This window comes from Anabaena sp. UHCC 0451 (assembly GCF_034931405.1).
Lineage (GTDB): Bacteria > Cyanobacteriota > Cyanobacteriia > Cyanobacteriales > Nostocaceae > RDYJ01.
Genome location: NZ_JAYGHA010000016.1, coordinates 95994 through 122899 on the forward strand (window position 1 = coordinate 95994; position 26906 = coordinate 122899).

Below are 26906 nucleotides of genomic sequence, written 5' to 3' on the forward strand. Positions count from 1 at the left end.
GATTTTTTCAAAATTCAAATATGAGTCCTATATTCAATTACTGAAGATACTGATATCTGGAGTTTAGACTAAATTTTTCTTTGTAAGCTTTAAACCCTTGCTATATAAAGCTTACATTTTACAGAAAATCAAGGGAATAGTAAAATTTCAAATCATATCCTAGAAGGAGTTTTAGCGATTTGGTAGCGAAATTTAGTCTAAACTCCAATTAGGTTGAATCTACTTATTTGAGTTTAGCAACAGCACCTTCAAAAGCTGTATTTAGTTCTTTCCAAGCTTTTTCAAAGCCAACTTGCATTTCTGCCCAAGCTTCTTCACCGGCTTGTTGTAATTCTGCTAACTTGGTTTGAGCAACATCACGCTTGGTATATATTTCTTCCAATTTATTGTTATACTCAATTGCCGTATCTGCTTTTGCTTGGCTGGCTTTGGCTTTTAATTCATCTATCTGAGCATTAAATTTATCTAGTTGTGCTTTGACTTTATCTTGATAAACTTGTCTTTTGTCATTCTGAACTGTCATAAGCTAACCTGCAATGAATAGATTCTGCAAAATGATGAGATTTGTTTTATCAATTAATCATCACTCACACCATCATTTTAGCAATTATCATCCTGATGACAATCAACCGATAGATGTAAATATAGTAGATATAGGTTAATCAAACTATCTCTAAAGGAATAGAATTTTCAAAATTACTGTTGCCACATCTTCAGAGGGAAGGAATTCAAGATGATTAATCATCAGGCTTAATAATTTAATTTTTTTGTATCCCATAACACAAACGACCAACTAACCATTGTTTATCTTCGTCATTTTTTGCTTGTTCAGCTTTCATTGTTTCTGTCTTAATTTTCAAAGCCATAAAAAACTCTTCCAAATTATGCGTTTTTGCTCCATCTGCTTCACTGCTTCTAGTTTGCCAATCCCATTCTTTCCACCAAGTAGGAACTTGCAAAGTTTCACTCACAATATCAAACTGTAATTTGTAAATACCCGGTTCAGGAAATTTATTAGGTTGGAAAACTGCGGCAAAGTTTAACTTATTTTCTTGAGGAATAATTTGCCAATCTTTAAATTCAATCGCACTACCTATTTCTGAATTAGCGTCAACAGATGAAAACTTTTTATCAAACTTATCAAATTTTTCTGCTTTAACTTTTGGTCGTAGAGAATTTGTATCTACAAGTAAACTATATTTAGCTGGTGAAAAAGGAATACTATAATTAAGTGTTAAACTATCTTTTTGACCAGAATTTATCTGTAATACCTCATAGTTACCTTTACTAGCAGCAACTCCATCTTTAACTAAAGATAGAGGTCTAGTAATACCTTTAGGTGTAGAAGTTGGTGGTGTTTCTAAACTAGATACTTTATCAAGAATATGATGAGGATGGAAAATCATTAACTTACTACTGGCTAATAATTGATTAGCATCATATTTTTGCAGTTGTTCAAAATAATATTTAATATCTTGAACAGGTCCAATAAATAATATATAAAACGGACGAAATTTATCTGCTTGTTTGCCTGAATTATAGGTAAATGTTTTAATTTTGTTAGCTTCCTGAATATAGACATTACCATTAAATTCACTTTTTACAGCCCAAATACCTATTGCATAATCTTTTTTCTCAGAATTAAAATAAGCATCTTGGATTCTTTTATTTAATTTGGTAATATCACCGCTATTTTGTTCTAAATCTGTAATAATTACAGTCATTTTTTGCTGGCCTTTTTCAGCAGGAACAACAGCAGCATCTATGGGACTTGATACAGCTTTAAATTTGGCATTACTCCCATCATAAAAAATCGGACTACCTCCATAACTATAGTATTCACCACCAGAAATTTTTTGCATAGGAATACCAATACGATAATATTCAACGGGTAATTTACCTGTTAACTCAAATAGGTTTCTGAGAGATTGGAGAGATTTTACATAGTTTGTTTCTCCATCTTTCACATACCCTAACATTGAGCCACTACCATCTACATAAATAGCCACATTGAGATTATTTGATTTACCGACAGTTTGACCATTGGCAGCATTAACATTAGGAATTTCGCATTTTAACTCTTCCTTTTTGTTACAAGCTGTTAGGAAAAGTGCAATTAAGACCACAATTAGCAATTTGATACGCATCATTTTCTACATTCTCCGCTAATACTTTTGTGTTGATATGTTTACTATTACTAATAAATGTTAAGTAATTTTACGGTATTTTTTGTTGCCATTCTAATAACAATATGAGAGTATAACAAAGAATACTAATGTTAAGTCTCAACAAGACGGCAAGTTTCTAGATCAATCGAAATTATCAGGAGGGCTAATGAAGCCGTGGGAGATCGTCAGAATCATTATATTTACTGTCATCGGTGCTGCACTGATGTTTTTGGGACAGCGTCTCATCTATGAAAATCAAATCGTACCCATTCAAAAAGTTCCCCTGGATACATGGCTTGCTGCTGACTATACCACAGCTGCACTGATTATGTTTGGGGTCTGTATGTTTTCCACAATTCTTTGGTGTGTGCTGGGAGTAATGAGCAAGTCGGGCGGTAGTAGCAGGGGTAAATGGTTGTTAATTTGGTTTTTACTATCTTTGCTGCCTTTAGTAACAATTGGGATTACAGTCTTGTTAGTTAACCGCAGCGATGAAGCGCAGATGTCTTTAATGGGCTTTTTCCTCTTTGATACTATTTGGTTGTATTGGTTAAATACCGCTACTAGTTCTCCTGAAACTGTCAAATATATTCCCCCTGGAGCTTTTTTTATCCGTCATAAACTAATGGGAGATTAATAAATGTCAATTTATGTAATTGGAATTGGTGGAACTGGTGCTAAGTGCATTGAATCAATAATTCAATTAGCATCTATAGGACTTTTTAACGAAGAAACTCTCAATTTATTATTTGTTGATGCTGATGAAAATAACGGTAATTTAGAACGAGCGCGAAAAAGTCTGAAAATTTATCAAGATTGCCATAAATTAAATTTGACTGATAAATTTCCTTGGATGAAAACCGAAATCAGAGACTTTGGTTTATGGTCGCCTTTTGCTAATACCAGCGTCAATAAAAATCTGGGGTCATTTTTTGAATATAACCTGCTCAAAGATGATGAACCAGCATTAGGAAATTTATTTGATGTTCTCTATACTTCCCAAGAAAGAGAAGCTAATTTAGATGTAGGTTTTCGGGGTCGTCCTGCCATTGGTGCGGCGGTAATGAGTCAGGTAAAACTCGACGCTTTAGATTATGATTCATGGGGTCAACTCATGAACCAATTACAAACAGATACAGGGAGTGGTAAACGTCCAAAAATATTTCTGTGTGGGTCAATTTTTGGGGGTACAGGTGCTTCAGGACTACCAACTATTGGGCGGTTAATTCATAATAAACTAGAGACTTTAAGAATTAGAAGTAAAGTAGATATTGGTTGTTTATTTGCACTACCTTATTTCGGATTTAATCCTACTTCAGTAGACGATTCAGAAACAGTTTATGCCCGGTCTGATCAATTTTTATTAAATACAGAAGCCGCCCTGCGTTATTATGGTAGTCAGGCACAAGAAACTTTTGATACTGTCTATTTATTGGGTAATCAAAACTTATCTCCAGTTAAAGTTTTTAGTGTGGGCAAAAATACCCAACGGAATGATCCCCATTTTATTGAAATGTATGCTGCATTAGCCGCCAGACAATTTTTATTAAATACAACTCCGCAGCAAAAAACTGTAGTGTTAATGAATCGGGAGAGTTTAAAAAACATCACTTGGAGAGATATTCCTGAACAAAAATTAGTCACTGCTGAGTTAGTCAATGCTACTAGGTTTGCGTTTGCGTGGTTAGCTGATATTGCCCCACTGTTAGCAGAATGTAAGAGGATAGGAATTAAAGAATTTCAAAGAGGTCTTCAAGGATTTTGGTTTGCGAATTTTTTCCCGGAACGCGCGCGAGGAAATAATCAACAGAAGTCAGTTGATTTTAATGATCCTGAACAACAAAATGCCTTAGAAACAATTAGTATTTGGTGTCAAGATTATTTACGCTGGTTATCACAAATTCATCAATGTGCTGATGAGAATATTCAATTATTCAATGCCAAACATTTCGCTAATAGTTCCATGAAACCTGATTATTTATCAGATTTAATCATTGGTGACAGTCGAGATAAAAACCAAAAATCTAGGGATACAGTACAAGAATTGAAAAGACGATTAAATCCTGAAGCTATAAGCAACTTACCCAAAATAGGAATATTTGGACTGGCTAAGGCTTTATATATTGTGTCTCGTTTGTAGGCAGAAATTTCTGTAGAAAAAACTCTTTGTAGAAAGAAATTTGTTGATAAGGGAAATTAGATCATGACCAGTGCATATACTAATAATCAGTCTGCTTTGTTATTACCAAAACTGAAAAATGATTGTGATGTAAAATCGGGTAATCCTGGAATTTGGGATACTCAAGCACCAAAAGCTTTTAACGATGTCGCCTCTAGTTTAGATTACAAAGCACCAGGAGCAGTAACCAGTGTTAGTTCTGTTCCCACAATTTGGGCGCGAGCTTTATCAATGGAAATGGCATTACATAATGATGCTTACCCAATTCGGGAACAAATGATTATTCAATGGCAAGGAATGTTAGCGGCTTTAGCATTAGCAGAAGTCCGCAATTTTCCCATTAAAGCCCAACTTTTAGAACTAGGAATAAAAAAAAGTAATCATGTTTTTGCTCGTTCTTTATATGAGCTTTTACCTGATCCTGTTAATACCCTTTATACATTTAATAATAATAAACATCCCTGGGAAGATTTATATGTTTTTACCTGTAATGATCAACCTGTAGGTATGACTTCACCTAGTACCTTTGTTGTACCTTCAGAACAGGGAAAATGGGATAGTATACCTTGGTGGGATGCTGATACATTGCAGTTAAAATCACCCCATAATTATCTCAATCAAACGGAAAAAGAACAGTTAGCATTTTGGTTAGATAACCTCCGTAAAGAAATCAGAAAATATAACGGTGATAGTAAAGCTATTGATAGAATTGTGGGGTTAGTGAATGGGTTTATCAATGGTTTGGGTGTGACAACTACACCGAACTTTCAATTTAGTAATAACCCGGCATATTTTGAAGTTGAAATTAATAGAGGTGCTTTAACTGCGCTGAATTTACCTGTTAAAGTAGAGGTAAAAGAATCTAATGTTAGAGTTATTCCCAGTTTAAATAAACCCATTGTTCCCCCACTTTTGATTATTGATCCAAATATTGCTACTGCTTGGAATGAACCACCACAAAATATATCTGTTTATGAAGGTAAAACTTTAGCTGCTTTTCGTCCTGAAGATATTGATACATGGAATAAAAGTAGACAAGTAGTTTGTTTAGAATCGAAAGATTTATTTTTACCAGAGTTAAAATTTATTGATCAAGAAGGAATTTTACCAGGTGCTTTACTGCCTGAAGGTACACAATCTTTAGTTTTTAATAAGCGGAATATTACACCTTTAATTCCTTTGAATCCGATTTTGTTAAACTATTTCACACCGGAGGATTTAACCAAGAGAATTAAATTACAATTGGTTAATAATGGTGCTGGTGGTTCACAGGTACGGGTAAATTTAACTTTGCCTCTTTATGGTGTTAAGGGTGGAAAAGCCCCGCAGAATTTCTTTTTAACTAAGGACTATCCTTTGTTAGAGGAGAATATTATTTATCAAGTTCCGGTTTTAGAGGTGTGGCCTGATTTTCGGGCTAAGGGTTGGCAGGAATATTATGGATTTTACTATGATGCTGAGTATGGGGAGGAGACTTTTCAGGTTAGTTTTCCCGGTGCTAAAGAAGTTCATTCTTTTAAAGAACGTAGAGGATCTTATCAAACAGTACAGTTAGATGAATTTCCATCATTTATTGAATGTAAAGACATTTACACCAATACAATTGGTTTGATTTTGTTAGCAACTCCAGAAGAAGTTCCACTAACGGGTGAATGGGTAGTTGGTGTTGATTTTGGTACTTCCTTTACTAACGTCTATGTCAATAAAAATGATAAAATAGTAGAAAGATTTTACTTAGAAATTCTCCACCGTAAAGTTACCTATGTGTTAGCAGAAACCAGATTTCCAGTTTTGTTTGAATACTTTATTCCTGAAAGTTTTATTCCGGTAGATAGACCATTTCCTATGTCTACAGTATTAACTAGAAAAGGGCAAAGAAATACAAAAGAAGACTCATTAAATCCAATTTTTGATGGACGTTTATATATTCCTGCGCGTAATCGCTTTTCACCCCAAGAAACCTGGATTAAAACTAATCTCAAATGGGAAACTGATAATTTAGACAATAATCAACTATTCCTGAAACATTTAGCATTACAAATTAGTGCTATAGCAGCTAAAAATGGAGTGCTTGACATTCAATGGTCTTTATCATTTCCATCAGCATTCTCATCTAAACAAGAACAGAATTATGCCAAAACTTGGCAGAAAATTACTAAAGAACTAGAAGCAAAAACAGGTATTAAACATAAAAGTCCTGCTAAGGATGATGCAACTTATTTCCGTACTGAAAGTTTAGCTGTTGCCCAATATTTTGCTGAATACGAAAAAGAAAATTTGGTCAACACCACTTGTATTGATATGGGTGGTGGCACATCAGATATTTCTATTTGGCAAGATGATGAGTTAGTTCATCAATGTTCTGTGGAATTAGCAGGACGTGATTTATTTTCTCAGTTCATAGAAATCAATCCTAATTTTCTCAAAAAATTAGATATCAATCCCGATGAATGGACAAGATTAAAAGGAGTTGCTTTTAATGCTAAACTTGATGTTTGGATGCGGCTAGAAGCGGATAATTGGTTAGATAAAAAACGTGATTTATTGGAAGAAGATAAAGAATTTCAAGGTTTATTACGCTTAATGGCAATAGGTATATCTGGTTTGTACTTTTATGTTGGTCAGATTCTATCTGTTTTATATCAAGAGGGTAAATACACTCTTGATGAAATCACTCCAGTCTATATTGGTGGTAATGGTTCGCGTTTATTGCATTGGTTAGCTGAAGGTGGAGAATTTGACAAAAATTCAGAAATTAATGATTTATTAAGTCGGATGATGAGTGTAGCTTCTGGTTTTACGGATACAGAAGAACCTACACGCCTTAGTAAAAACCCCAAAGATGAAGCAGCTTGTGGTTTAGTGTTAAAAGATAAAAAGCTCAAAGGTTTAAATAAAAAGGAAAAAGATCATGTAATTGCTGGTGAAGGTTGTCAAATAGATAATGAAACCTATAGTTGGCAAGACCGTTTAGAATTTAAAGCTAAGACGATTTCTAAATATCAAATTCCTGAATTAAATCAGTTAAGACTATTTCTTGATGCTTTTCATGCCAGTTTAGATGATTTAGGAATTGATGGAATTAAGCCACTAGAAGGTTATGAATTTGAAAAAGAATATCCAGATGATCCCGATCCTGAATACAATCAAAAGTTGTGGAAAGCTACAGCTAAGGAGTTGAGAAATTCTTTAAATTCCATTAAAGGTGAAGTAGAGAATATCAGTGAAGAGCCACCTTTTATTTTGGGGTTAAAGGCTTTACTTAAAGTTTTAGCTAAGGAATGGGCTGGTAGATAAAGCCGTTCAAATATGGGCGAAAGTATCGCCCATATTATTTTACTTCAATTTTATAAAGTATATAGAGGTGAAACATGGATAAAGTCGCAAAATGTCCACTTTGTAGAACTGATTTAATTAACTCTCAGCAACAATTGATTGCACAAAATCATATTAATAAACTAAAAGAAATTGAGAAAAAAAATAAAGAACTTACGGATATTAATCAACAGCAATGTCTTAAAATAGAAGAATTAAATCTAACTATACAAGAACTTCAAATAAAATTAAAAGCCTATGAAAATACAGAAAAATCAGGAGATCAATATAATTTAATAGCTGATAATGAAGAAATTAGAGAATTAATAGATAAGTTAAAACATCCCTTAGTTATTGAAGTCATTAAAAGTATTATTAATGATAATCAACATCAACAAATTAATCACGTTAATTCTACAAATCAAGAAGCTGTAGTAATTAATGAAGTTGAGGAAGTAGTTCAAGATGAAGATTTAGATGACACAGCAAACTCTGAAATAGAACCTAAATCACAGGAAGAAAATAAACCTGCTCTAATATTAACACCGATGGAACTAAAATTGGTTAATCAATACAAAAATCATGATCCTAATTTTAGGGAATCTATAATTAAAGTTTCCGAATCAATGGAAACACAAGAAAACCGTCGCAGTGGTAGAAAGACTAATACAATTTTTCAAAAAGATAACTTGGGTAATTATTGGATATATCCAAGCGAAGACAGTTGCTATATATTTCCTCCAGAAAAATTAACTATTAATGACTATAATAAAGAGACTGTAGAATCTGTATTTGAATGTAATGATTATAGTCATACTCAATCCAAAAATACCATACTTATAAAACCAGGTAAGGTAAATTCCATCAGTGCAGATAAATGGGAAGTATTGGAACGTGGTATTTTAGAATTTCAATAAACAATAAGTGAATATTATGTTGAAAACAAATCATATCAAATATATATCAGTTTCTTTACTCATCTCTCTTATGCTTGGGTGTCAACGTCCTCCATTAGAATCAGAAAAGAATAATGTTAAAGTTCAAGCTAGTGCATCTTCTGTAGTTCCACAGAAAGCAGATGATTTTAAGCTAGTTTTATCTGCACATAGTGAGTTAAAAACATCAATAAACAAATTGAATGGGGATTTAAAAAAGCTCGTAGATGAAGATTTACAGGAAAGTAATGTCAATTTTATGGAAACTAATACAAAGTTAAAGAAATTGCAGGAAGTCATTTTAGAATTAACCAAAAATACTAAGTTAATAAACAATGATTTTAAGATTCAGAAACTAATTAATGATATCAATAATACAATTACAGATATTGCTAAAGTCATCCAAACATTAGAAAAAGGTTTAACCTCTCCTGATGCTATTCGTGAAGTGCAAAAATTGATAGAACTTAAAAAAAATACAGGTATAAATCCTACAGGTATTTTTAGAAAAACGACACAGCAAGAGCTAGAAAAGTTTTTATCCCAAAGAATCAAAAATTTAGATCAGCAATTTACAGAATTTGATAAATTGATTAAGGAAAAATCTGATAATACTTTCATAGATAATACTAATATTCAAAGTTTAGCTTTACCAAGTTCAGAAAATACAGATACAATTATCATATCCCAAGCTGAAATTGACAACGTTTATAAACGTCTGAATTTAACTGTTAGTGTTACTATCCTAATTTTTATTATCTTTGGGGGATTAATTGCTTGGTTACTTTATAAGTTGAATACATTGGAAACAAAAGAAAGTGATTCGTCACATAACATAACTCAACCAGAAGGAATTGTAAATTACATTGAAGGTGAATTTACACAAATTAAACGACATTTTGATAATTTGGATGAAAGGTTAAAAACTTTAGAAATGGGTTCTCAAAATCCTCAAAGTCCCAGTTTATCAAATTACACATCTAAAAATTATCAACCAATTAATACACCAGTTAATAGAGCAGTACATCCACCTAAACCCCAAACAGAAAATATTTATCAATCTCAGACATCTCTATCTAATCAGGAATCACAAATAGTAGCAGTATATAATAATAATCCTCGTTCTTTATCTGCAAATTCAATTACTGTTGCAGAAAGTGATCACACAGTTGAACAACGTCGTATTGGGAAAAAGGTTGCACCTATTCTAGAGGAAAATCAGCTAGGTAATTACTGGATAGTTCGAGAAGGAAATTATGAATATCTTGTACCCAAAGGAAACATTAAAATTAATGAGTATAATTATGAAACAATATCAAACTGTTTTGAGTGTTTAGGATATAATCCTAGTTCTTCCAGTAGCTTTACATTGTTAAAACCAGCAACAGTATCATCTATTGGACAACATTGGCAATTAATAGAACCTGGAAAATTACAATTTTAAAAATAAATAAAAAATCAATTTTATGCCAATTAATAATCTTGAAAAAGTAGATTTTTCAGAACAGGAATTAATTATATTATATAATTACATTCCCAGGTTAATTGAAAAAACAGCAATATTAGTAAACCTCTCCCCAAACTACTACACTAACGGTACACAAGAAACATTACTCACAGAAGATAATAGAGGAAATTATTGGATAATTGCTACTGATAATGATATTTATTGGCTTTTTCCTATTACCAAACTCAATGGTAAAATTAATCCTAGTGTGAATGAAGCATTTAATTTACTCTTTCAAAATCATAATTATAATAACTCAGATACCCGTGAATTTATTCTCAAAAAACCTGCTCAAGTTTACCCAGCTAGAAATGCAGAAGGTTGGATATTAACACAACCAGGTTTAATAGAGTTTGGGAATTTACCATTATTACCCATTGCAGCATCAAATGGTAAAGTTAATAATTCAGCAGTTGTACAAAAAAATTTAATTCAATCTGTATCACAAGACGAATTTACAGATTACACAAATAAAACAGATTCAGAAATTCACCAGTTAAAATCGCAAATTCAGCAGTTAATAGAACAAAGAGAAAAATTTAAACTTGAAATTCAAGAAATACAAAATAAGTATAGTGAATTAGAAAATAAAATTAAATTACCAGTTCAAGAATTAACCCAAAATTCTCATCAAACTGAAAATAATCAACAGGAAATAATATCAAATCAGCAGCAAGCAGTAAATACAGCTAACAGTTTAACTGTAACTCCTGAAGAATTACATATTGTGGAAACTTATAATTCTAATCCTGTAGTAATTTCACAGCAAGCAAGGCAAGTTTCGGAAACTAGTTCTAGTATACAAAACCGTAGCCAAGGTATTAATGAAGCTGTTGTTTTAGAAAGACAAAATCAAGGTTTATACTGGTTATTTGGTAGAGATACATTATATCTTATGCCTAAAAGGGGTTTTAGTTTCAGTCGTTCAACGATAGATACTTTTAGAGCGTTGTTTCAAATTCGAGGAAGTAGGGTTACAAGTAGGTTTAAATTACTCAAACCTGCTAAAGTTGTAATGATAGGTAGTTCACAAACTTGGCAATTGACGGAAAAAGGAATTATAGAATTTGAGTAGATGAATATGAATAATTACTGGCAAGATTTAAATATTAAAACAGAACATCTGTTAAATAAACTCAAGGAACTTGGAATACAAGCGCAAGATTTATTTTTACCTAAACTCCAGCTATTGACCAAGAGGCTGAAATGTTGGATGTCGTTACAAAACTTTACATATTTAAGTATAGTAATATTATCAAGGCTTCTGAACCCACGAAGGTGGGTTTTGTCTGTGTAGCCGCGATTTATAATCGCCCAGAGAGTATGAATTTTGCTTCTTCGCTATCGCAGCCGCCGTGACAGCATGATCACCTGTAATCATTTTCACCTGGATACCAGCTTGTTGACAGGCTTGCACCGCCCTTATAGCCTCAGCACGGGGTGGATCGATCATCCCCTGTAAACCTAAGAAAATCAAATCATTCTCGATATCTGCATGATCTAATGAGTCTTGATTCTCAGAAACTGGTTTTTTGGCAAAAGCTAACACCCGTAAACCCTGATGCGCCATTGTATCAACTTGCTGATTTACAGTTTCTGCATCCACAGGAGAAAGTTCCCCAGAGGAATTTAACATCTGTTGACAACGCTTGAGAATCGCCTCTACCGAACCCTTAACGTAAATAATTCGTTCTTGTTGTTCGATTTCATGCAGAGTCGTCATGTACTGAAACTCTGACTCAAAGGGGATGACATCAAGCCGGGATATACTCGCTTGTAAGTTGTCACGGGTTAACCCGACTTGTAGCAAGTGGCGTGGCGTTGTAGTGCCTCCTGCGGAGGAGCTTCGCTAACACCCCGTAGGGGTTATTCCCGGCAAACAAAGGGTATGAGATATTTGTCCATGTTTTTTGGAACTATATCACCATTAATCTTTGTTTTTTTTCAATTCTTTCCACCGCATCTGCAATTGGTTCCAGTTCGGAATATGACCTCCATAACGCCAACTAACATAAGCTTGACAAATGTCATCAATGAGTTGAGCCGTTTCTCTCGGATGTTGTTGATATGATACATGAGCATATTCTAAAGGTGTCTGGGCTTGATGTTTACCCAAACCCTTTTCGGCTGTCCATTGCAGCATTTGTTGATATAGTCTTTCCATGGGTGGTAATTTCTTTAACCAACGACGGTTAAGCCATTTTTGCCACTGTACCCAACCCAACCAACCAAAGAAAGCTGTGGTTGTTCCCACTATTAAACCAGTTACGACACCTAGCCAACCTTGAGAAAATAAACCGAAAAACCAAGTGATCGCTCTAAAAAACCAGGTAAATAATGTGCCAAATATACTATTCAGCAAACCAGTCACTGGTGAAGGTAGCCAACCAGCCACCCAGTTCCAAAACTGACGTAAAACGCTAAAAGTCCGATCTTCTTCAATCGAAGGCGGAATTAATGGATGATTAGGAATAGGATCAAAAGCGAACCAGCCATATTTAGGGAAATACACTTCTGTCATCGCGTAAGCATCCGTGTTACGCACAATATACATTCCCGTAAACGGATTAAATTCTCCCGGTGCAAACCCAGCTACTAACCTTGCAGGAATGCCTATAGAACGCAGCATCACAGTAAGAACAGTAGAAAAATGGTCTGGATAGCCGCCTTGATGCTTGAATAAAAAGGATTCTACCAAATCATCTTTTGGATCTAAATAAGGTAATCCTAATGGATTGTCTGGGATAGAGTAATTTTGTTTGAGATATTGAGCTAAGTAAAGTGCTTTTTCGTAAACAGAATTAAGAGTTCTGGTATCTTCAGTGCGGGAAACTCTTTGACGATTATAATCAGCGAGAATTTCTTCAGTTTTTTGGCGGACTTGATCAGCAATTTCTGGGGGAATTTGTAGATAATAATCTTTAATTTCCTTTGGATATTTAGTAGAGGCTTTACCCAGCAAAGTGCGATCGCGATAGGGAACTTCTGAAAGTACAGTATAAGTCATCCCATCTGATAATTGCACAGGCGATCGCAAACCCCCTTCCTGATCAACTGCAATCATAGGACCGGGAAAATAGATTTCCTTGGGATAAGACAAAGCAGGTATCAAATTAGGCAAATCTGATACCACATTATAAGTTTGTACAACTTCTTTAGTAGGATTTGTGATCAGCGGCATATCCAGATCAATTTTGTAAGACCAAGATGAGCGCCTCAAAGTCGTAACATCATCATTACGAGAAATTTTCCATCCCTTACCTGTATAGCGATCAAAAGCCAGAACTCGCCAAAAACCTTCAGCTTGGGATCTCACCCGCATCACCACCTTGGGTTTCATTTCCCCCCGCAGGTTTTGGTTCATTTCGCTATTAAAACCATAGTAGAAATTATTATCTACCTTTCCTGGTTCACCACTGTTTCCCTGTCCCGTACCATCACCACCATTACCCCCGCGTACATAACCAGGATTATTAATGTTGCGACCTGTAAAATCACCCTTGAAATCAATCGGCGCACTAACAGGAAAAGAACGTAATTGATAACCAGGTAATCGGGGTAAAACAGCAAAAATTCCCAGTCCCAGCCCTAAAATTATCAAGAAATTGACAATTAGAACTTTTAAATTAGCACTGACAAAATTCTTCTTGGTGAATTTATCTATTTTTAATGGTTTTAAACCCAAGCGTGAGCGATAGTCTAAAACTAAAGTTGGCAAAGCCACACCTAAAAATAACAGCAACACAGGTGCAAAACCCATAGTTTGACTTAAGGTTGCAGCCACTCCGAGAAGTATCAGTCCAATGACAATCGAATAGCCCAAATCCTTGCGCCGGGGTGTATCATAACTGTGCAGCACCTGAAGCTCAATTAATAACTGAGCCAAATTTAGGCGTGTATCATTCCATTCACCCACAAATCGCCCAAAAAAAGCACCCAGGGCGACTAACATTCCTATAGCAATACAGAACTTGACTGGAATATTAGCATTGCGACGACGGTAATAACTCCAAATTGTACCCACCGTACTCAGAGGCACTGCCCAAAAACTAAAGGTAGTCTCCGATGCAATATCCGTCGCCACAGTTCCTAAAATTACCAGTCCCAGCACCAGCACCCGTAAGGAAATTGAATCTTCCACTTCTGCTGAAGACGACTTCTGTCTATTTTGTCGCCAGTTATCACTTACGGGGAAGCGCCAAAACCGTTTCATCCTGGATAAATTTAACATTTTGAGGTAAGTATAACTATGATGTAGACGCTACGGACACAATGTTAGGTAAGAAAACTGATTACCTTGTCTTCAATCTTAGCTTTACCTGATGGTAGCTTTATAACCCCTTTGTACATCTCCGGGAAGCTACGCATTTTTTACAAGTGTCCTGCTCATAGTTACCTACTATAAACGCCCTAATTACTGTTTTTGTAAAAAGGAGTAAATTTTAAAACCAGGATCATCATTTTTTATCGGCGTTTATCAACTCAGAGTAACAACAGTATTGATGAGAATTACATCGCGAGATTAATTACCAACAATAATGGCTGCGGTTCTAGTTCTGGACATTCAACTTCCAGTGTATAAGTCTGGTTGATAGGTTGACAGTCTAATTCTAGACTTGCTTTATTTGCCACCCCAGAGGAAGCAATTGCTTGAGTACCATTTCCGTGAAGCATCAAAACCCCCGGTGTGGGTAACTCACTATGAACACGCAACTTTATTGCCTTACCCAGTGACTGTAATTCTACCCGGATAATCAGCGTACCAGCATTAGTTTGCCACTGTTGTTCTATTACTGGATTGGCAAAAGAAATTGGTAGAGTCAAATTTTCCAGTAGTTGTTTAGCCGCCATTAAAGACAAAGCCATTTGTTGACGCGGTTGTAAATCTGAGTAATCCCTCTGAATATTGGGTATTGTCTCCAGGGCATCTACAGAACGATAAGAGGTTCTGAGTACCATCCCAGCTACATCATTGATTAACTGGTAATCTTCAGGGAAAAAGCTCTCTACCGCCTGAACTAGTTTTGGTCCTAATGGTAGGGAAGATGTCAGTAATAACTGACACTTGTCCATCAATTGCTGAAAAATTTTATCTGGCAAAGGAACTGGCAGATTAAGCTTCGATTGCTGTGCCAACCACCCCCAGGCAGGAACTAAAGCAATCGATGGCTCTTCCACAAATTCTGGATAATCTACTAATTGACTTTCCCAAGGGAATAAAGGTGGGTGGTCTTGGATTTCGACTTGTAACCGACGCTTAAGGACGGCTTGGAAACGTTCTTGCACAGTAGGAATTTCTCCTAGTTCAAAGGTTTGGGATTTTCCTCTCTAATTTGGCTCACTAAATAATGTAGCGGCTTTCAAAAGAGGGTCTTCTACCCCATCAATTTTCTCACACTCTACCCAGAGATGCTCGCCGGTTTGACATTAATTATCTGCCAACAACTACTCGAGTAACTGGTATTGTAAGGGTTGTGAGTCACTATTCATGGGTAGATGCACTAGATCCGGACACAAATGAGTTACGAATTTCCCAGGCTTGTTCCAAAATCTTAAACCACCGTTTTTGCAGTTGTGCTATTGACAATCCTAAAGCCTTGGCAATTGTTTCGTCAGATTCTCCTTGTTGCTTCAAATCTAATAAAGACCTATCTTTTTCATCCAACTTGACTGTGTACATTTGCCATTGATGGGGAGTCAAGCCTAAATTAGTAGGTAAAGATGCTTCCAACCATTCATGAACCAACTCCCAACGATGTAAAAGAGAAAACCGAATTAAATGATACTTAAAGCGTTGCTGCAAGTAATCCCGTTGACGTGGGGTTAAACCCAAAATTGACTCAATTTCTTGTGCTGATAAATCCTGAAGACGGAGAGAGAAATAATCAGCACAGTCTGACTGTTGTCGTTGTTCAAGATAATTCATCAATTCTGTAACTACTACAGAGCGCAAAGTATCTTCTTCCGGTTCTGGTTGAGTTTGCATGGCCATAGCGGCACGCAATTGTTGTATTGCTGGTTCTTCCCAAGAACCATCAGCTTCACCACTACTACCTTCAGACGCTTGTTCAATATCTACGCTAGTTTCTGGAGGTTGCTGTTGTGAAAAAGTTTGCGCTCGCAGGATAATTAACTGTTGTTGTCTTCCTGGTAATGGAATCCGACGTTTACCGTAACGTTCGGTAAATGCCATATATTCGGCTAATTCTAGTAGGGCTTGGGGACGATAGGTGGGTGCTTGTTGATTTTCCCTGCGAAAAGCATTCAAAGCCTCCAAATAAAAACCCTGGAGAAAATCTTCTATGATAGTCAGCCGCCCCTGATAGCTCAATTGCTTGTGAGGTGGATTAATATAGCGATAAATGATAGCGCTTAAAGTGCTGTGTAATTCTACCCTACCTCGATTGGAACCCAGTTGATAGTACCTGAGACATTGTTGCAGCCGATGTTTGGCTAGGGTCATGGCGGCGCTTTCTATTTCACCAGAAGCCTGAATGCGTTTACTCTCATTGCAAATTCGCAGGACTTCCCCAGCAATTCGTAATGCCACATCACGGCATTTTTTCTCTGCACGGGTTGACTGCTGTAGCTCTTTCAATAGAAATTGAAATATAACCTCCACGCCGATAGATTTATCTCCCTGAGTAGTTGCGGTTGCGGCTGAATTCATAGTCCGAATTTTAAAAAGACCCTAACATATTTCAGTTACCAGTTATCAGTTATCAGTTGTTAGTCTTTTTAACTGTTAACTGTCACCTGTTTCCCTGCTTGAATATTTTGGACATTAATCAGGAGCCATTTACAAGCTATGACAAATTTAGAAGTACAAATTCAATTGCTGATTGACAATGCACCTGATGATGGTGTTACACCAAAACTTGTAGCCACAATTGCCCCTGCACTGAAAGCGATCGCCCAAAAGTTACAATACCCCCAGTACTATATTCTCCAAAATTTGCAGGAACGCTGGATTTTAACTACATTGAAGCACAGGGCTAATCCTGAATTAGAAAAACGCGTAGTTTACGCCTTTCCTAGATTACAGGATATTTCTCTGTCCTCATCTGCTGGGCTTGACCCTCAAGCAGTAGCTAAACCCATGCCTGTAATTCATATTTTGTTTCAACTGCTGGCATTAGAACCAGTAGATAGTATAGTTTTTTTTGAGACTCCTGGCACAATTAGTAACGCTATTGAAGTGGAGCGAACTAATCTGCAAAAAATAATTGAACAGACGTTGCAGCAACATATACCCAATCAGCAAGTTCCTCCAGATATCGCCTGAAGGCAGAAGGGATTGGGGATTGGGGATTGGGGATTGGGGATTGGGTAAGATTCTTCTTCCTAGTCCCTAGTCCCTAGTCCCTAGTCCCTAGTCCCTAATAAAGCCGACTCAGCACATAATCAGTCATGTTAATTAATGTTTGCCGTGATTCTGAGGGTTCTAAGGTGACAATATGTTCAGCTGATATTTGAGCATGGTGAGCCGCTAATTCTCTTGCACGCTCTATACCTTGGCTATCTGCAATTAGCTTTAGCGCCTGATCTAAGTCCCCTTCTTGGGCAAATTCTCTTTCAATTAACACTTCTAGATAAGGTTGTTCCTCTAGGGCAAATAACACTGGTGCAGTTAAATTACCGCTTTTAAGATCCGAACCAGCTGGTTTACCCAAGGTATCTGTAGAACTGGTGAAATCTAGAATATCATCTACTATTTGGAATGCCAGCCCAAGATGCTTACCGTAGTTATACAAATTTTCAGCACTCTCTGGGGTAACTCCACTCAGTAATCCAGCAGCTTTAGAACTGTTGGCAATCAACGAGGCTGTTTTGTAATAGCTTTTTTTGAGGTATGTTTCTGTAGAAAGATTAGTGTCAAAACGATTTAGCCCTTGTTGAATCTCTCCAGCAGCCAAATCCATGATTACTTCTGAAAGAAGTTTAACTACATCCAAATTATCGAGATTTGCTAAATACCAGGAGGACTGAGCAAAGAGGAAATCTCCTGCTAGTACGGCAATACGGTTGCCAAATAAACTATGAACTGTAGGCACTCCACGGCGTACACTGGATTCATCTACTACATCGTCATGTACCAAGCTGGCTGTGTGGATCATTTCCGTAATCTCTGCTAATCGTCGATGACGGGGCGTAATGTCTTGCTCTAGCATAGTCGCCCGCGATATCAGCAGCACAATGGCTGGTCTGATTCGCTTGCCCCCAGCACCGAATAGATGTTCGGCTGCTGCATAGAGGATGGGGTGGCGATTTCCAACTAGCTGTGTGAGGTTATCTGCTAGTATTCGCAGGTCTGCTTCCACAGGGGTAAACAGGGAGGTGGCTGGGGTCATGGATGGGCGGACTCTGACTTTGGTTACGAAAGTTTACATATCCTTTACTCATTTTAAGATAAACCATAGCCAGCGCAAAGTTAAGTTATCAGTTATCGCTGTTTACTTTCTCCTCATCCCCTAGACCCTACACGGTTTTCCTTTAACTCTTATTAGCGTTTTTTAATGCGGTTTGAAAAAATAAACTCTGGTGTGTCAACATTGAGAAAATTTGAAATTTAGTTTAGAAGTTAGCTAAAAATCCAGGTCTGTTGTGTTAAGCTAGGATATAGGAATTTAAAATTTTTCAGATAATCACTTCCAGCAAAATTTAATCATCAATAGGTGGTTTTACTCATTGGATTTGTGAGTCTAAAATAACAAGTCGCCGACAGAATGCAGGAAGTGATTCCTCAAAATTTGCTGTGCGGCAATAATACCTTTTGAGTTGGATGATGTGCTTTCTATTCAGGAAGCAACTACACATCTTCAGCTAATGTTGAAGATAACTGTATATCTTGCTCGATTGGTGTGAGGGTAGATAACGCAGACTAGGTAGAGTGCTGAGAAGCGCAGTTTTAAATTGCTATTTAGCAACTTAACTGCTGTCGGAGGCGTGGTCTGCGAACAACTTAATTAAATAATAAATTGCTTAACCAGAGAGAATTAAAACTCTACTGGGTGGCTTTGCATAGCCAACTACAGCAACCAAGAATATACTTGATTGGCTGAAGTTCTACTATTTGTGTATGAAATTTTATAGTCCTTTGAAAGTTGAGTTGGTAGAACAATGACTTATGAAAATATGCCTATGATGATATTTATTTTAGCTGCTGGATATTTATTTACAGTCTACTTATTATTAGCACTAGCAAAGCGAACAGGTAGGAATAGTGTGATTGAAAGTGGGACTTCTGGAATTCAGGAGCAGCGTCAGCAGGAAAGAGGATTAATAACAAAGGTGACAGAGGTAGTCAATAGCCAATAATATTTTGGATTTTAGATTTTGGATTTTAGATTTTGGATTTTAGATTTTGGATGAAGATGGTTCGGTACTTCTAGTTTACAAGCAAGCTGCTTGTCGGCAATACAAATCTAAAATTGTCAATCTAAAATACTAGCTGCGTTGCATAAGCGTTGCTAACACAAATCTAAAATGCAAAATTATTTGACTAATGACTAATGATTTAGGAGACTGTGGCATCAGTCAGGTATACCTGTTCTACCAGAGGAGTATAGCCTAACCAATGTAATCCAGACTGAGCAAATTGTTGGGGACAACCGCTGACAGCAAAGCGAGTAGGCATTGGTAGGTGATTATTTCTGATGCTTAATAGGTCTAATTCTTGGGTGCAAGCTGTGACAACGTGAACAGCAGGGTCAACTAATTTGACATGAGCAGGGAGGAGCGATCGCAATACGGGTGCTAGAAGTGGATAATGGGTACAGCCATAAATCAAAGTATCAATTTCCTGTTTCAGCAAAGGTTCAAGATAAGCTCTAGCAACTTCAGTTGTATAAGGATCGTGAATACGATTTTGCTCAATTAGGGGGACAAATTCTGGACAACTAACTTGCCAAACTTGGATATCAGGTTGTATTTCCATCATAGCCTGACGGTAGGCATTGCTTTTAGCAGTAGCTGGGGTAGCAATGACACCAATACGCTTACCATGTTCTACTGCTGCTTTTGCTCCTGGTAGGACGACTCCGAGAATGGGGAAGTTGAATTCCTGACGGACATTTTCTAGAGCTAGAGCAGAACTGGTGTTACAAGCCATAATCACCATTTTCACCCGTTGCTGTTGCATCCAGTTCAGTATTTCCCTCACATATTGTAAAATTTCAGCCTGTGAACGAATACCATAAGGAAGGTGAGCAGTATCCCCAAAATAAATAATTGATTCATTGGGAAGTTGCTTATAGAGTTGTCGTAGTACAGTCAGCCCACCTACACCGCTATCAAACACCCCAATGGGGGAGATTTGGGCTTCTTTATCGGAAAAATCGTCAAGATTACCTTTAAAAATGGAAGATGAATACACAGGCAAATATTGATTTAGATTTTGCTATTTAAAATACAGAATTTAGCAGACAATCTGCTGGTTGACTACTAATGATAGGTAATTGGTAATTGGTAATTGGTAATTGGTAAAAACTTATTCCCAGTACCCAGTACCCAGTACCCAGTCCCCTCATTTTTGCTGTAAATAATTGAGGATACCACGAGCGATCGCATCAGCCATACGATTTTGGTATTCTGACGAGCCTAAGCGGGGGTTATCCTCACGACCAGTCATATAACCTGTTTCTACTAAAATGGCGGGCATAGAATTTTTTCTTAGCACATAGAATCTAGCTTTGCGCGTGCCTCTATCTTTGATGGTACTAATATCCTGGAGAATAGTCTTACGAACAACTTCCGCCAAATTATAGCCACTATCGTAATAGTATACTTCTAGCCCATTCACATCAGGTCGATTATCAACTGAATTAGCGTGAATGCTGACAAATAAAGTTGCATTTACGCGTTTGGCGATATCTACCCGCCCTTGTAGTTCCACAAAAAAGTCAGCATCTCGCGTCATCACAGCTTGTACACCATTTTGCTCCAAAATTGCTGCTACCTTTTTACCAATGGGTAAGATGACATCCTTTTCTAATAAACCACCTAGACCGGGAGCGCCCGAATCTTTACCACCATGTCCAGGGTCAATCACTACTAGGAATTTGCCTTTAGGAACTGATAAGCGGGGCTGAGGTCGTGGTTGAGGACTTTCTATATTGGGGTCTGGCAGTTGTCCTTGGCTTCTGGGTAAGGGAGGTAGAGTAATAGGAGGTTGGAAGCGACGAGAGTTTTGTAATTGCAGAGCGATAATTTGCTCTCCCACTTGGTTGAGTTCGCCAATTTGGATACCTGATGCTGGCTGCACAAAGATAATTACCTTGTTCGCTGCTTGTGGTTGTAGGCGTACCCTCAGCACAGGACTATTGGCACCAAAAGCAGGTCCTTGGACTCTGGGAGCTAATTTAGCATTTTCGATAGTAATGCGAAATAAACCAGAGCTTCTATCCCAACTGCCGGTAGCCGATACAGCTTGGTCGGCTCTAATGAGTAATTGTGTGTCATTAGCAGCCAATTCCACAGATTGAATTGTGGATAGGGAGTTGGTAATATTTCGGGCAGGGGATTGAGTTTCGGGAACTTTAACAAGACGATCAGGGAGTAAAACAAAACCGCCAACACCGTTGGTTGTGGCTCGCCAGTCGGGGCTGTTGCTATCGACTTGTAAGGTCATGCGAACAGTAGGTGTTTTACTTGCCAGTGGGTTAAGTCTGATCCGGCTAACACCATAGCGATTAATTACCAAATCTCGTTGTCCTAGATTTGGTGATAAGGCTGCACCAGCAATGTCAACATTTATTGTGCGGTTATCTTGACTGCGATTAACTTGAACTTGGGGATTACCGCCATTAGTACGAATAAAAAAACCATCTCCTGTGATGCGTAAATTTTCAATTTGAACTATCCCCCCTGTAGTATTGACTGCAATATCTTGGCTAGTTAGGGTGACAGGAGAGGTTGTCACCATGTTGTAAGTATTTCTGGGGGAGAGGGTTGGTGTGAATGGTTTTGAGGCGGGTATAGCGGGTATAAATGTGGGTGTTTCTGCTGTTGGCTCATTGGCATAAACAGAAGAAGGGAGTACATCAGTTTCTAGCTTTGGTAATTGTACGAGCCAGCGATTAGCAGTAGACGCTGTAAATTTTACTAGGTTGGGGTCTAGAGCATAACCAGGATTGAGTTCCACAACTACGCGGGTTGTTTGTTCATCAAACTGCCCAATGCGGACAGCGCGAATGCCTCCACCTATTGATTGTGTTAACTGTGGACGACCAAAGCTAGTACCTGGCAAATCAATTACTAACCTAGTGGGATTAAAGATGAGTTGCGCTTGGGGTTGTACAGGACTAGAAGTATTGATTTCCAGTCGATTTTGATTGGTATCAAATCGCCAAGATTCTAATCTTGCGGCCGTTGCGGGCGATGATAGCATGAAGATGGTTCCAACAGTGCTGGGTATCAACCAGTGTAGTTTCACAGTTTTTTCTCCTGATTCGCATTCATGGGAGTCGTCAATATCTCAACATCTTGATAAATCCTCACACCTTCACTCACCCTCTATCTACATTTGAGCTTGCTGCTAGGAGCTAGACATAGCTAATGGCGTAGCATTATAGCATAGGTTTTTGATTTTGCCATATTCTGAGGTCAATTAATTTAACCTCTGGTGAAATTAATCTTACACAGAAGATATCTGAGATCATGCCGTATCTTTACTCAATACTGGAAATGAAATTACTTATCTTTGTTTTAAGTATTGAAGAATACCTTGTGCGATCGCTTCTGCCATTTGATTTTGATAAGCTGAAGTTCTGAGCTTGGCTATATCCTCTCTACCAGTGAGATAACCTACTTCTACTAAAACTGAAGGCATAGAACTTTGTCTGAGGACATAAAATCTAGCTTTCCGTACTCTTCTGTCTTTGACATTGACACTTTGGAGAATTCTATTATGGATACTGCGAGCCAAACTCAAACCATTCTCGTAATAATAAGTTTCCAAGCCACTAACTTCAGGACGATTTAGACCTACTGAGTTAGCATGAATGCTGACAAAGACATCAGCGTTGGCTCGTCGTGCCATTTGCACTCTTCCTGGGAGGCTAACAAAGTAATCAGAATCCCTGGTCAATACTGTTTGTACACCATTTTGTTGTAAAATTTCTGCTACTCTGAGGCTAATAGGCAAAATTATATTCTTCTCCTGTACTCCGCCAATACCAATAGCTCCGGGGTCTTTACCGCCATGTCCAGGGTCGATCACAACTAACAATTTACCTTTAGGAACGGAGGGACGAGGACGCGGCTGGGGATTTCTGATATTTGGGTCTGGTAATTGCCCACTGTTAGGAGATGGTAAGGGAGGTAAGCTAATTGAAGGTCTAACTTGACCATATCGCTGTAATTGTAGAGCTAAAAGCTCGTTACCAACTTGGTTGAGTTCTCCAATTCTGACTCCTGATGCTGGTTGGACAAAAATAACTACTTTGTTGGGGGCTTGGGGTTGCAAACGAACACGAAGGACGGGGCTATTAGCATCAAAAGTAGGTCCTTGGACTCTGGGAGCTAATTTAGCATTTTCGATAGTGATGCGAAATAAACCAGAGCTTCTATCCCAGCCACCTGTAGCGGATAAACTCTGGTTAGCTTTAATCAGTAGTTGTGTGCCATTACCTGCTAGTTCTACAGACTCAATAGTAGCTGGGGCGTTTCTAACAGTGGGGTTGCTAGAGGTAGGAGGAAGGGGTGTGGATCGCTCAATCTGTTGAGGTAAACGAACAACTCCTTTTGTCGGTAATAAAACTAGTCCACCGACACTACTGACAGTTGCTCGCCAGTCGGGACTATCTTTGTTTACTCTTAATGTTACACGGACAACGCTTGGTGTTGTTCGTAGTTGGGTGAATTCGATGCGGCTGACACCATGCTGATTAACAGGTAAATTCTTTTGTGTCAGCAGTGGTGATAAACTAGCGCCGGCAATATCCATAAATATGGTATTGCGATCTGCGCTTCGCAGTAGCGTTTCGCTATCAAGACTGCGATTGACCTTGATCTGAGGATTACTACCACTGGTACGAATAAAAAAACCATCTCCTGTGGTTTGTAATTTCTGAATTTGAGTTGTTCCTGCTGTAATGTTGGCTGCTGTGGAAAACTCAGGTCGATTTTGAGGTTCTTGGGAGTCTATAGTTGCTAAATTATAAGTATTATTGCTGGCAGTGGGTGGTAGTTTTTCAAGTTCTATCTTTGGTAATTGCACTGTCCAGCGACTGGGACTTATGGCGACAAATTTCACTTCTTGGGGGTTGAGAGTATAACCAGGAGTGAGTTCTATAACTAGACGGGCTGTTGTGGGGTTAAATTGTCCTATGCGAATTGCACGAACTGCACCACCGATTGGTTGAGTTAATTGTGATCGCCCAAATTCAGTATTTGGCAAATCAATTACCAACCTTGTGGGGTTAAAGATGAGTTGCGCTTGGGGTTGGACAGCACCCGAAGTATTAATTTCTAGTCGGTTTTGATTTCTATCAAACCGCCAAGATTCTAATTTTGCTGCTAACGTCGGGGATGATAGTAAAACAATAGTTCCAACCGTACTGGGGAGTAAGTAATGTAGTTTCAAAGTTATTTCTCCTGAGTTGCATTTATAAAAGTCACCAATATCTCAATCTCACAATTTTTGCAAATCTGCACACCGTCATTACTAATAATAAGTTGGGATTTTTATATTTGGGATTCTTAGATTAATATTCTCCACTACAAGGTTATTATCGAAAGCTAAAATTTGATATTAAAATTTTATCTGCTCATAAATAAAAAGACATAATTAGTTATTGCTTTCTTAATTTCCCTTTTTACGTGGAAACATAAATATAAATAGGAAGCCTAGCACCAATGAAAACCAAGGGAAAATTGACTATCACAGGAGACGGTGATTGAGAAATATAAGTTTCCGTTCAGTATGAATCCTTTAAATATAGGATTCCTGGGTGATTTTTGCAAAAACTCTGTATTCATGAATCAAATCAAGCTGCTATATCTGGGTAGAGTTGTCAGAAGGCAAAAATGATGGACATTTTAGACGTGTAAATAATCAACCAAAATATACTTGTCCATAATAAACTATGGACAAGTATAAACCAGAAAAAGATGAATTCTACTTATTCACGCTCTCCTCTTGAATCTGAGGTGACATCCAAGCTTCTGCCATCATTTGTGGTTGCTACAAGTCATGGTGTATCAGAAGACTCGTCTAAAGTAGCTGCTGTTTTTGATTCAGGAAAAACGAATCTTAACAGAGGGGGAGCTAAAAAGGTAGTGAGAATTACCATCATAATAATTGCTGCTCCTAGTGGTTTTGAGAGAGCGCCACTAGCTGCACCAACACCGGCGAATACTAAACCTACCTCACCTCTGGGAATCATTCCCACACCAATGGCCAGACGGTTAATACCAGGTTGACCAAATACGGCTAAACCTGTGATCACTTTACCAATAATGGCGACTGTAATCAGGAAAATTGCCATAATTAAGCCTTCCCGATTGGTGGGAATCGCGGGGTTTAAAACTCCCAAATCGGTTTTTGCGCCGACAGCGACGAAGAAAACTGGCACTAGCATATCCGCAATGGGAATAACTTGTTTTTGTAGTTCTTTGCGTTTATCGGTTTCTTCTAGAACTAAGCCAGCTGCAAAAGCTCCAAGAATGGCTTCTAAGTGGATAACATCAGCCAGGTAAGCCATAACAAAGGCGAAGATGAATGCTGGAATGACTAATTCACCGCGTGTTTTAAGTTGATCAGCGATCGCCACAAAGGTTTTATTAAAAACATTACCCAAAACAATTGCACCAACGAGAAAAGCAGTGGCGCTGATAATCAAATAAATGACATTACCTACATCTACTGCGCCATCTTTAGCTAAACTTGCTACTACAGCTAAGACAATAATTCCCAGGATATCATCTATCACTGCTGCACCGAGAATGATCTGCCCCTCTTTAGAATTCAAGCGACCTAATTCGGAGAGGACTTTGGAGGTAATACCGATACTGGTAGCAGTCAAAGCCGCACCGGCAAAAATTGCGGGTACAGCACTAATACCAAACAAAGTCATTAGACCAAAAGTACCTGCTGCAAAGGGTACTGCTACCCCCACTATGGCGACAACAACAGCTTGGATACCGACTTCCATTAAGTCTTTTAAATTGGACTCTAAGCCAATTTCAAATAGCAGGATAATCACACCCAGTTCTGCTAAAACCGAAACGACCTCTGACTGTGCGGCAAACACCTGTGGAGTGGCTTCTGGAGTTAATCCAGCAGTAATTTGCAGGAAGGTCATAATTAAAGAACTAGAACTATCTGCACCCCCTTCTGGGAATACCAATAGATGCAATACAGATGTGCCGACTACGACACCACCGACAAGTTCACCTAAAACCGGTGGCAAACCTACTTTGTTAGATAATTCCCCTCCCAGTTTGCTGGCCAAGTAAATTACCACTAAGCTTAGTAGCACAGCGGCTACTACCATGGAACTATCTGCTGATTCTGTGGCACTGGCTAACAGGGGAACAGTAAAATTGATTGTGTTGAAAAACTGCATTGGTTTTGTGAATATCCTTCTCTGTTATTTGTACCGTGTTATGGAAACTATTTCATAGCTGTTGATATATTGACAGTTCTGACACTAACGATAAGTTATTTGATATATTTACACTACTAATACAACATATAAATTCAGTAGGGATAAAAATTTTTGGTATGGATGGGATGTGTATTTGTAGGGTGTAGGGTATAAATAATGATGATGTTACCTGCGACAAGGTGCTATAGGGAT

Annotated in this window: 18 protein-coding genes and 1 pseudogene; 8 read left to right on the forward strand and 11 right to left on the reverse strand. The window is 37.7% G+C overall.

Annotated elements, in window-relative coordinates; all coding sequences use genetic code 11:
- Positions 1-223 precede the first annotated feature (223 nt).
- Positions 224-523 carry a hypothetical protein gene (locus tag VB694_RS13075; protein ID WP_323360754.1) on the reverse strand — a complete coding sequence of 100 codons (300 nt, stop codon included), beginning with the start codon at positions 521-523 and terminating at the stop codon, positions 224-226.
- Between the two features lie 235 nt (positions 524-758).
- A complete protein-coding gene (locus tag VB694_RS13080; protein WP_323360755.1) occupies positions 759-2150 on the reverse strand; it encodes a hypothetical protein in 1392 nt (463 codons plus the stop codon).
- A gap of 184 nt (positions 2151-2334) precedes the next feature.
- Between VB694_RS13080 and VB694_RS13085 the strand changes: the two genes are divergently transcribed.
- The 6 genes from VB694_RS13085 to VB694_RS13110 all read left to right on the forward strand — a co-directional run bounded on the left by VB694_RS13085 (position 2335) and on the right by VB694_RS13110 (position 11179).
- The gene (locus VB694_RS13085; protein ID WP_323360756.1) at positions 2335-2805 is read left to right on the forward strand and encodes a hypothetical protein; all 471 of its coding nucleotides are present in this window, start codon (positions 2335-2337) and stop codon (positions 2803-2805) included.
- Positions 2806-2808: 3 nt separating this feature from the next.
- Positions 2809-4308, forward strand: coding sequence for a hypothetical protein (locus tag VB694_RS13090; RefSeq protein WP_323360757.1), 1500 nt, complete (start codon positions 2809-2811; stop codon positions 4306-4308).
- A 63-nt stretch (positions 4309-4371) separates the two neighbouring features.
- Positions 4372-7644, forward strand: coding sequence for a hypothetical protein (locus VB694_RS13095; protein ID WP_323360758.1), 3273 nt, complete (start codon positions 4372-4374; stop codon positions 7642-7644).
- A 74-nt stretch (positions 7645-7718) separates the two neighbouring features.
- Positions 7719-8579: a hypothetical protein gene (locus VB694_RS13100; protein ID WP_323360759.1), complete on the forward strand. Its 861-nt coding sequence runs from the start codon at positions 7719-7721 to the stop codon at positions 8577-8579.
- A 16-nt stretch (positions 8580-8595) separates the two neighbouring features.
- Positions 8596-10041, forward strand: coding sequence for a hypothetical protein (locus tag VB694_RS13105; RefSeq protein WP_323360760.1), 1446 nt, complete (start codon positions 8596-8598; stop codon positions 10039-10041).
- Between the two features lie 22 nt (positions 10042-10063).
- Positions 10064-11179, forward strand: a complete 1116-nt coding sequence (locus VB694_RS13110; RefSeq protein ID WP_323360761.1) for a hypothetical protein — start codon at positions 10064-10066, stop codon at positions 11177-11179.
- A 234-nt stretch (positions 11180-11413) separates the two neighbouring features.
- Here VB694_RS13110 and VB694_RS13115 read toward each other — a convergent pair.
- The 4 genes and pseudogenes from VB694_RS13115 to hetZ all read right to left on the reverse strand — a co-directional run.
- Positions 11414-11908, reverse strand: a pseudogene (locus VB694_RS13115) (HAD-IC family P-type ATPase); the annotation flags it as partial.
- 123 nt (positions 11909-12031) lie between these two features.
- Positions 12032-14317: a DUF3488 and DUF4129 domain-containing transglutaminase family protein gene (locus VB694_RS13120; RefSeq protein WP_323360762.1), complete on the reverse strand. Its 2286-nt coding sequence runs from the start codon at positions 14315-14317 to the stop codon at positions 12032-12034.
- A gap of 296 nt (positions 14318-14613) precedes the next feature.
- Entirely contained in the window at positions 14614-15399 is a 786-nt protein-coding gene (locus tag VB694_RS13125) for a PatU (protein ID WP_323360783.1), read from the reverse strand.
- 187 nt (positions 15400-15586) lie between these two features.
- On the reverse strand, positions 15587-16774 hold the full coding sequence (gene hetZ / locus VB694_RS13130) for a heterocyst differentiation protein HetZ (RefSeq protein ID WP_323360763.1): 1188 nt from the start codon (positions 16772-16774) through the stop codon (positions 15587-15589).
- A gap of 138 nt (positions 16775-16912) precedes the next feature.
- Between hetZ and VB694_RS13135 the strand changes: the two genes are divergently transcribed.
- The gene (locus VB694_RS13135) at positions 16913-17389 is read left to right on the forward strand and encodes a hypothetical protein (RefSeq protein WP_323360764.1); all 477 of its coding nucleotides are present in this window, start codon (positions 16913-16915) and stop codon (positions 17387-17389) included.
- A 94-nt stretch (positions 17390-17483) separates the two neighbouring features.
- Here VB694_RS13135 and sds read toward each other — a convergent pair whose 3' ends face one another.
- Positions 17484-18455, reverse strand: a complete 972-nt coding sequence (sds, locus tag VB694_RS13140; RefSeq protein ID WP_323360765.1) for a solanesyl diphosphate synthase — start codon at positions 18453-18455, stop codon at positions 17484-17486.
- 769 nt (positions 18456-19224) lie between these two features.
- Between sds and VB694_RS13145 the strand changes: the two genes are divergently transcribed.
- Complete coding sequence (locus VB694_RS13145; RefSeq protein ID WP_323360766.1) at positions 19225-19422, forward strand: hypothetical protein; 198 nt, start codon at positions 19225-19227, stop codon at positions 19420-19422.
- A 199-nt stretch (positions 19423-19621) separates the two neighbouring features.
- Here the strand turns inward: VB694_RS13145 and murI are convergent, their stop codons facing one another.
- The 4 genes from murI to VB694_RS13165 all read right to left on the reverse strand — a co-directional run bounded on the left by murI (position 19622) and on the right by VB694_RS13165 (position 26672).
- The gene (gene murI, locus VB694_RS13150) at positions 19622-20479 is read right to left on the reverse strand and encodes a glutamate racemase (RefSeq protein WP_323360767.1); all 858 of its coding nucleotides are present in this window, start codon (positions 20477-20479) and stop codon (positions 19622-19624) included.
- A gap of 150 nt (positions 20480-20629) precedes the next feature.
- The gene (locus VB694_RS13155) at positions 20630-22537 is read right to left on the reverse strand and encodes an N-acetylmuramoyl-L-alanine amidase (protein WP_323360768.1); all 1908 of its coding nucleotides are present in this window, start codon (positions 22535-22537) and stop codon (positions 20630-20632) included.
- A gap of 261 nt (positions 22538-22798) precedes the next feature.
- Positions 22799-24688 (reverse strand): N-acetylmuramoyl-L-alanine amidase, encoded by a 1890-nt coding sequence (locus VB694_RS13160; RefSeq protein ID WP_323360769.1) that lies wholly within the window; start codon positions 24686-24688, stop codon positions 22799-22801.
- Positions 24689-25295: 607 nt separating this feature from the next.
- A complete protein-coding gene (locus VB694_RS13165; RefSeq protein ID WP_323360770.1) occupies positions 25296-26672 on the reverse strand; it encodes a cation:proton antiporter in 1377 nt (458 codons plus the stop codon).
- Positions 26673-26906: the final 234 nt, after the last annotated feature.

What these genes read in the sequence shown, in the direction of transcription:
- VB694_RS13120 (WP_323360762.1), bottom strand. Translation starts at nt 14,317, where the DNA reads ATGAAACGGTTTTGGCGCTTCCCCGTAAGTGATAACTGGCGACAAAAT.
- VB694_RS13090 (WP_323360757.1), top strand. Translation starts at nt 2,809, where the DNA reads ATGTCAATTTATGTAATTGGAATTGGTGGAACTGGTGCTAAGTGCATT.
- VB694_RS13110 (WP_323360761.1), top strand. Translation starts at nt 10,064, where the DNA reads ATGCCAATTAATAATCTTGAAAAAGTAGATTTTTCAGAACAGGAATTA.
- hetZ (WP_323360763.1), bottom strand. Translation starts at nt 16,774, where the DNA reads ATGAATTCAGCCGCAACCGCAACTACTCAGGGAGATAAATCTATCGGC.
- VB694_RS13105 (WP_323360760.1), top strand. Translation starts at nt 8,596, where the DNA reads ATGTTGAAAACAAATCATATCAAATATATATCAGTTTCTTTACTCATC.
- VB694_RS13135 (WP_323360764.1), top strand. Translation starts at nt 16,913, where the DNA reads ATGACAAATTTAGAAGTACAAATTCAATTGCTGATTGACAATGCACCT.
- VB694_RS13095 (WP_323360758.1), top strand. Translation starts at nt 4,372, where the DNA reads ATGACCAGTGCATATACTAATAATCAGTCTGCTTTGTTATTACCAAAA.
- VB694_RS13145 (WP_323360766.1), top strand. Translation starts at nt 19,225, where the DNA reads ATGACTTATGAAAATATGCCTATGATGATATTTATTTTAGCTGCTGGA.
- VB694_RS13165 (WP_323360770.1), bottom strand. Translation starts at nt 26,672, where the DNA reads ATGCAGTTTTTCAACACAATCAATTTTACTGTTCCCCTGTTAGCCAGT.
- VB694_RS13100 (WP_323360759.1), top strand. Translation starts at nt 7,719, where the DNA reads ATGGATAAAGTCGCAAAATGTCCACTTTGTAGAACTGATTTAATTAAC.
- VB694_RS13085 (WP_323360756.1), top strand. Translation starts at nt 2,335, where the DNA reads ATGAAGCCGTGGGAGATCGTCAGAATCATTATATTTACTGTCATCGGT.
- sds (WP_323360765.1), bottom strand. Translation starts at nt 18,455, where the DNA reads ATGACCCCAGCCACCTCCCTGTTTACCCCTGTGGAAGCAGACCTGCGA.
- VB694_RS13075 (WP_323360754.1), bottom strand. Translation starts at nt 523, where the DNA reads ATGACAGTTCAGAATGACAAAAGACAAGTTTATCAAGATAAAGTCAAA.
- VB694_RS13080 (WP_323360755.1), bottom strand. Translation starts at nt 2,150, where the DNA reads ATGATGCGTATCAAATTGCTAATTGTGGTCTTAATTGCACTTTTCCTA.